This window comes from Mesorhizobium sp. LNJC394B00 (genome assembly GCF_000502555.1).
GTDB lineage: Bacteria > Pseudomonadota > Alphaproteobacteria > Rhizobiales > Rhizobiaceae > Mesorhizobium.
On the sequence record NZ_AYWH01000020.1, the window covers coordinates 21,504 to 28,764 of the forward strand.

5 protein-coding genes and 1 pseudogene are annotated in these 7,261 nt (G+C 57.1%); 2 read left to right on the forward strand and 4 right to left on the reverse strand.

Translation table 11 applies throughout. From position 1 onward, the window contains the following. Positions 1-57: 57 nt before the first annotated feature. The 3 genes from X751_RS135785 to X751_RS135775 all read right to left on the reverse strand — a co-directional run bounded on the left by X751_RS135785 (position 58) and on the right by X751_RS135775 (position 5,209). The gene (locus tag X751_RS135785; protein WP_023746367.1) at positions 58-621 is read right to left on the reverse strand and encodes a hypothetical protein; all 564 of its coding nucleotides are present in this window, start codon (positions 619-621) and stop codon (positions 58-60) included. Continuing rightward, positions 614-1,012, reverse strand: a complete 399-nt coding sequence (locus X751_RS135780) for a hypothetical protein (RefSeq protein WP_156936433.1) — start codon at positions 1,010-1,012, stop codon at positions 614-616. Before X751_RS135780 ends, X751_RS135785 begins: the two co-directional genes overlap by 8 nt. A gap of 534 nt (positions 1,013-1,546) precedes the next feature. After that, positions 1,547-5,209 (reverse strand): SIR2 family protein, encoded by a 3,663-nt coding sequence (locus tag X751_RS135775; protein ID WP_198022486.1) that lies wholly within the window; start codon positions 5,207-5,209, stop codon positions 1,547-1,549. Between the two features lie 134 nt (positions 5,210-5,343). Here X751_RS135775 and X751_RS135770 point away from each other — a divergent pair, with 134 nt between their 5' ends. Together X751_RS135770 and X751_RS135765 are read left to right on the forward strand one after the other, a co-directional pair. After that, complete coding sequence (locus X751_RS135770; RefSeq protein WP_023746371.1) at positions 5,344-6,165, forward strand: hypothetical protein; 822 nt, start codon at positions 5,344-5,346, stop codon at positions 6,163-6,165. A 16-nt stretch (positions 6,166-6,181) separates the two neighbouring features. Beyond that, positions 6,182-6,748: a hypothetical protein gene (locus tag X751_RS135765; RefSeq protein WP_023746372.1), complete on the forward strand. Its 567-nt coding sequence runs from the start codon at positions 6,182-6,184 to the stop codon at positions 6,746-6,748. 58 nt (positions 6,749-6,806) lie between these two features. Here X751_RS135765 and X751_RS135760 read toward each other — a convergent pair. After that, positions 6,807-7,175: pseudogene (locus X751_RS135760) on the reverse strand (hypothetical protein); the annotation flags it as partial. Between the last annotated feature and the right edge of the window lie 86 nt (positions 7,176-7,261).

Consider the following 7,261-nt stretch of genomic DNA (forward strand, 5'->3'; position numbering starts at 1 on the left):
TACATCGCCACCGCGGCCGCGACGATGACCAACGATTTCGTCTTCACGCTGTCAACTTCAAAGATGGTTGTCGGAGGTGCGATCAGCCTTGGACCTAGGCTGATCAAGCCAGGGCGGATCAGGCCTCTTGAACACCTCTCGGCCGGTTTGCTCGATTGCTTCACCGACGGCGAGTTCCAGCGCGTAGATGGTCTTTTCAAGCGGCAGCGTCGAGCGCGTGGCCTTCTTGCCAGTTCCCGGATCGAGGTCGAGTTCATATTCATATCGAATGCCAACTAAGGCGTTGTTGAGCGCGCATAGTCGGATGTACTTCTCAACATTGGCGGGGATCACAAGGCCGTAGCTGTTACAGCAGTCCAGCATGTCACCCCACCTATGCCCAAACCCTTGGATCTTCTCCAGTTCTTGACTGTTCAAACGCAGGAAGGTCCGCAGGAAATGCTCGGTCGCTTGGTAGTAAAGAAAGCGCCGGGGATGGTTCGATGTTCGGGGCCGAACGAGGATGTTCTCAAGGGCGTCAGCGGCGGCCCGGCAGTTTTGAGCCATCAAATACATGCCGTACGGCGTGACGCCGACGCCATAGACGACCTTTGACTTTTTCTCTGTCTTGTTTTCATCCATGACCTATGTCCTTGGGCCAGCCATCTGTGTCGATCGGCATAAGAAATTCGAAGTCGTTGAGGCCGTCTTCGCCATCAATTCGATAGACGGCATCCTTTCCGACCAGGACAATGAGCGGCAGGAGATCCTCATGGTGGATGACCCACCAATAGCCTGCGCGAACAGCGGCTGGATCGACCGCGTAGTTTTCGTCGAGTAGTTCCCGCTCCGTCAGTTTTCCCTTCTGCGGCCAGGCGCTGGTATCGATATGCTGAAGCAGCTCGAATTCGGCGACATGGTAGGGCCAGTCATCGGTCATGCGTGACGCTGCCAAACCGTGCACGTCGATAATCTCCGGCTTGCGGTCCTCGTGTAGGTGGCTTGCCCACCAGTATCCATCGCTCGTCTGCATCGATCTCTCCATATGATCTATAAGGGCCGCAACACCTATCGGGGGGTGGCGAGCCAGTTGACGTGTGGGAGTGTCGTGGGGGCAGCCGTGCTGCTCGTTCTCTACGACGTAAGGGCTCCCCCCATCGTCGGTTATCACGCGGCTTAGTCAAAGGCGCCAAGGGCCGCTTCTCTCAAGGCACGCCGTGGAAGGTATCTGAAGGGTTTAGGCAGTCAAGATGTGCGCGGTTCCTTCAGGCTGCGGCGATGCCGTCAAATGCCATGGCTCGAGCCTTTCAAAGGTACACGTGAATCTATGCTGTTCTCTCGAAATCTCGCCGGCCCCCGATACGATCCGCGCCACCATGGACAACGAGACTACAGATTCCGTTGCGGACAAAGTTGATTGATGTACTCGCTTGGGGGCCGAGCGGTCTTTTCCCATCGGCGACGGCCAAAGTAAGGTTCTCAACGAAAGGCGTCGAAAGGGCTCTCCAACCCAGCTGATGCTTGAAGCCATTCGCAATTTTGTCTCAGACCTAGTTCTGTCCGACACCTACGATGCTGATCGACGGCCGCGGCGCGTATCGGGTAGCGGATCGCTCTCAATCGCTTCCGCCCAGGCGGCGCGGATGGCAGGGTCGCCACGGTTGTTGCGGTCCATCGCGCTGACTAGCGCGGCGCTGAAGTACCTCGCGAGGAACGGATCGGAGTGCAGATGCTCTACCGGGTTAGTCATTTCGGTTTCATTGAGGATCAGTCTGAGGCCAGTGCTCAACGCTTCGTCAATTTCAGCAGGTATTCGCGCGGGGTCCTTGCGCATCGAAGATGCCAAGAACCGGAGGGCCAACGTCAAGGACGAAGGCGTTCGCACAGCTACTACCTGTGCGATCTCGCGCCAAACCACCGCTTCGAAGTCAGGCACATAGGCTTTTGACCGGTAAATCTGATCAAGCAAGCTCCCGAGAATCAGTACGTCGGTTTCATCGCGACTTACTATCAACGCCCGAAGCCCCTTCGTCGCGGCAGTCACAGTAACAACGCCGAGGTGTAGGAGTAAGGGGTAGGCAGGTTCCATGCGAAGTGGATATCGATCCAGCATCGCTAGCGATCTCAATTTGTCGGTGGCCGCGGGACTCGAGCGGGCACGCATCGCAAGATTCATTACAAGCCGCGCGCATTCTTGTGCCAAGTTTCGGCCATTGCCGCTGAATAGATTCGGCCTCACCGGCGCGGCAGCGTGACTTGCAACATAGACGTGCAGACGCTCGATCAACGCAACGAGTTGAGCCTCGTCAAGCAGAAACTGTTTTTCCCCGAGCAGGTTTGCCAACGCTCCGCTGTCGAGATCTGTATCCGTAAGCGGAGCGTCGGCAAGAAATTTGGCGCACAGCGCTCTTTGCGCATCGGCGCGGACGGGCTTTGGCAATGAAAGGAAGGCACTGGCGTAGAAAGCAGTTCCGCTCGGCAGGCCGCCTTCAACATGATTTGGATCCCACAACGCTGCGCCAAATACCTGCAAGTCTCTTTTGTTTAGTAGCTTGGCATTGAACAGCCATACCATTCGCGATACGGCCGCCAGCCGCGTATTGGCCTGACGCACGGCCGCGGTTGTATCTGAGACGACCTTCCGCCACCTCGGATCAGGCTTCTCGATCTTGACGTCGCTCGGCAGGTTTGCCTCCGGATCGCGAACGCCATGGGCGAAATCGCCGACATTTTTGGTGATCGGATGCTCGAAGATTGCGAGCAGCATCGCATCATGCTCGGGGACCTCCGCAGCCTCGAAGCATCGGCTCACAAGCTGGTGCAGCTGATCGCCCAAATCGATATTACGCCGAAATCGGGGATCGGCATGTAAGGCCAGCCCGATTTCCAGAAGCTTTGGCGCGCGATGCGGCGTGCGCAGGACCACGCGCGAAGCGATATCGAGCGCGGACTTGAGGCGCTCCATCCAAAAGCGGGGCTCCGTGTTACCCGCATCGATCCGCTCCCTTGCCGCAGCGATGAGGCGGAAAACCCGATCGATTAAACGGTCCGCTTCTCCTGCATTGATCCTGGCAATCGTCGCCCGAGAAAAAAGCTTATCGAACTCCTTGCTGGCGGATCCAGGTGAGGCCCGAAGAAAGGCGTCGATCGCCCTCGTGGGCGCCACATCCATCAGCCAGCGCGCAGCGTCGAACACGAGTTGCCGCGCGACCGCTGCATGTCCGATCCGAAGCGGCAGGCCACCCTCTTCCTGGAACCGGAGGGCCTGATAGGCAAGAAGCCGTTCAACGCGTGAATCGAGTGGTCCGAAGTTGAAGGTTCGATTTATCGAGCCGAGATCAAATCGCCGCGTGCTTTCGCGCTCCTGCTTGAGCGGCGGCGCCGGCTGAGCAAGCCTCTCTTGCAAGTCGAAGAAGTCGCTGCGACCCGGGCAGCCGCGCGCTTGTAGTTCCTCCTGGCGCATATCGAACCGGTCGCGCACTGGTCCGTTCTCACGCCAATCGCCGAGCGCACCGAAAAGGACGGAACTGCGGAACAACAGGGCGAAACTCTCACGTGACCATGAGGCGATGTCCTTTTCGCCCCGCTGAGTTTGCTCACGGATCGCGTTGAGCGCCTGCACCGACAATTGCGACGCTTCTTCGTCGCGCCCAAGATCTGCGAGCAAGGCCGCCTTGCGCAGCAGCCAGAAGCTGTCCCCCTGGACATTCCACCTGTTGAGTGCGGCCTCAAGTCCGTCGATATCGAAATCCGCGCGCAGGCGCAGGCAGTTGTCGTAGGTCAGGCGTTCGAGCCCTTCCGTATCCTCTGCAAGTCTGGGCTCCAGCCAATCCGACCAGCGCTTGTAAAGCGCGGCGTCGTTGTCCTCGCGCGCATGGCGTAGGATCGCAAGCGCAAGAGCACGGAATTGTCTTGCCGGCTCGGGGGGCAATTGTTCGTATCGACCAATCAAAGTGTCTAGAAGTTCGGTAATGACATCGTCGACAGTCAACACCAGAGGCACGAGCGCGACCTCTTGTTGCCAGTTGAGCTCGAACAATGCATCGAGCCGCTCATCCTCGCCAAGCGCACGCAGGCCGGGAATGATATCGCCGATCCGCATAAATAGACGTCGCCAGAGCAATTGGCTCGTATCAAAGGGCGGAACAACCCAGCCGGGGTAAACGGCCCGGTTCTGCCGCCACTGCAACACCAGTTCGCGAACCCCCTGGGCGGGCGTGATATTGTTGCCCGACTGGGGCTCAGGCATTGGCGATCTGGTATCGGGAACCGGAGTCACATGCACCAGCGGGGGTATGAAACCTGCAGCCGGCCGCGGCCAGCGTTGCGCGCGGTACGGCTCAACCGCACGCAAGGATTCAAGGAACCACTGATGGGCATTTTCCTGCCGGCGGCTTTCCGGCCAATTCTCAAACATCTGGAGCTTTGCGAGATCGATTGGCTGAATGCGGCGGCTTTCAAGCATCTTGCGCTTCGCTGCGCTTAAATCCAGTGCACCCACCAGATAGATCAGCGGTGCCTTCGGTCCTAGCCGATCGCGGACCCAGCCCGACCAGAACAGGAAGTTGGGATCGTCTCCCGAGAAACCGAGCAACACCAATGTGCTTTCCATCGCGAGTTGCTGCGCGAGATTGACGAATGCCGCAAAACGCGCCGGATAGGTCCGAAAATCCTCTTCCGTAAAGACAAATGGGCGATGGGAGGGCAAACTCCCGTGCAGCTTGATGACCCTCGGCGCCCGCGCCTCCGGTATCTCCTCGACCGTGCGCAAGATGTCATAGACGCGCTCTTCGGCGCTTTCAGCCGCGCGTTCAAGCAGCGTGTCCCAGTTGGTCGTCATTATATCGGCCCAAGGGAGCTGGACGAGCATCTTGTGCAGTTTACCCGGCGCGAACTGGCGGTCGGGGACATTTGCCATTATCAATTTGTCGAGCGTGTTGCGCCCGAATTGTGCCTCGAATTCTTCTGCTACCCGCAGATACGCGCTAGTTGCGCCACTCAGTCCTAACAGCCATTCACGGTGGCGGGAGGGTGCTGGGTAAAGCTGGTTTACCATCGTTCTGTAGATGTCGTTCCAGCCGGGCATCGTGCCGGCTGAGGCCCGAACCGGAGTGGCGTTGCGGCTGAAACCAGCGCCAACCAGCAAAGCTGCCGACCCCACCGGCTCACGTGCCCAAAGGGCTTCGGCAATTCGCGCGATATGCGATGCGTCTGAAAAATTACTCGTCATTCTAAGTCGCATTCCCTAGCATCGCCAACCGCTGCAGGAGTTGACAGCCGCAGGCTCACCTGACTGGCATAGGCTCTACGCGAAATTCTTGCCACTGATTTGCGTTGACCAACACTGGTCTATCAGGTTCGCTCATGAGCGACGGGTTAGAAGTAGAAAACGTCAAGCTCGTCTCCCCTCGTTCTCAAAGAAATAGTGTCATGACGTTTGGTACTGATGAACGACTGAAAAGCTACCTAGACACAAACCAGTTGCAAAGGGAACGGATGTGCACTGCCGTCCTTGCCTTGGACAAGCGGTTTATGAATGTTAGACCACGCCACCCTCGGGGTGGGCCTGATGGCGGCCGAGATATTGAGGCTATTCTAAATGGAGAACAGAAAACCTACGGTGCTATCGGGTTTGTCAATCAAGCCAACGACTCGACGGATCACAAGAAGAAAGCTCAGAGAAAGTTTTTGGATGATTTGGCGAGTGCCATCACAGCCGATTCTGAAATCAACGCCTTTGTTTTATTCACCAACGTGAACCTTACAGCTGCCGAAAAAGATACTCTCATCCAGAAAGCGACGAAACGCGGGTTGGCATATTGCGAAATCTTCGACCGAGAAAGAATTCGATTAGTCCTTGATGGCGCAGATGGAATGGCGATCCGGTTTCAGTCGCTCGGCATCCCGATGTCTGAAGCGGAACAGGCAACATTCTTCGCCAGATGGGGCGACGATATTCAGAGTGTGATTGTTGATGGATTCAGCGAAATTAAGAAGTCGCTGAACCGAATGCAATTTTTGCAAGAGATGAATGCTCCCCTTGATCAGTTCCTCGTCTTGTTGGAACTGGACCGCGAGTACAATGGCAATGAGATCGGCCACTTCCGATTTTTCGAGCATGAGTCTCGCCGAACCGCGAGATGGGCTCTTTATGGTGACGTTTGGAACATCGGATCGCGCACATAGAGCGAGCGCAAAATCAGTGGCCGATGTTGAGGCCATGCCGGCAGGCATCTTGCACGGAATGATGGGCGCAAAGTGGGAGCGACGCATTCCGGCCGCAGAAGATACGCCGAACGAGGACGTTGCCGATGAGGGTGCCGATCATGACGAGGGTACGAACGTGGGCACTTTCACATCAGTCGGGATGGAGAAAGTACGCTTTTTGCGTGCTGAATTTGGGTATGGAGGCGGGAGCTTTCGCTTCGGTCCTTACCTCCGCCTTTCTGACATTGACGAGAGCATGATTGCTCTATTCGTGAACAAGGCATTGGCGGAAAAGATCAAGGCCATTCATTTTATCGGCAACCAGTACAAGCTTGCCGAGTATGGCCGAGATGGGTTTCGAATCGACACGCAAGGAAAGTTTGAGCCAAGTCTAATTTTTACCCCCTCTGAGATATCTGATGAATGGCGCCGGATCATGCGGAATTTTGGTCCATTCAGTGTCCGATATGCAGAAATGACCCCCATCAGACTCTTCGAGCCGGTCGAGGCGAGCAACTCTCTGCCAGTCCGCCGGTCGAGGAAGGCGAAGAGTTTAGCGTAAGCGTCCGAGTCGGACCCCGACGGGAAACGCAAGCGAGCCGGTTGGATGGCCGTCTGCGCTAGCGACCAAAAAGACGCGAGAAGAAGCCGCGCTTGGACTCCTTGTGAGTGGCATCCTGCGATTGCGCCTGCTGGCGGTTTTGCTTGGCCGGCTCCGTCCAATCGACTGGTTGGGCGAATACAGTCTTAGCCGACTCCGGGGTCGCCTGCCGCGATGAGATCGCCGAACCCCGCGGCGGCTCGGCCTTATGGCCCATTGCAGGGATCTCGATCGCCTCCTTTGCGCGCGTGACCGCAACGTAGAAAAGTCTGAGTTCCGCCGCGTCCTCCCGCTCTCGATCGGCCCCTTCTTCATGCCCCTTTGCTGCGCGAGTCTTCAGGAAGTCGTCCATAAGTCGAACGTTCTTCCATTCTCGTCCCTTAGCGTTATGTGCTGTCGATGACCTGCTACTGAACTGTCATCCAGCTGCGATTAGAGCCTCGACCGTTTTTGTTACGCCTTGTGGCGCGGGTT

What these genes read in the sequence shown, in the direction of transcription:
- X751_RS135785 (WP_023746367.1), bottom strand. Translation starts at nt 621, where the DNA reads ATGGATGAAAACAAGACAGAGAAAAAGTCAAAGGTCGTCTATGGCGTC.
- X751_RS135780 (WP_156936433.1), bottom strand. Translation starts at nt 1,012, where the DNA reads ATGCAGACGAGCGATGGATACTGGTGGGCAAGCCACCTACACGAGGAC.
- X751_RS135775 (WP_198022486.1), bottom strand. Translation starts at nt 5,209, where the DNA reads ATGACGAGTAATTTTTCAGACGCATCGCATATCGCGCGAATTGCCGAA.
- X751_RS135770 (WP_023746371.1), top strand. Translation starts at nt 5,344, where the DNA reads ATGAGCGACGGGTTAGAAGTAGAAAACGTCAAGCTCGTCTCCCCTCGT.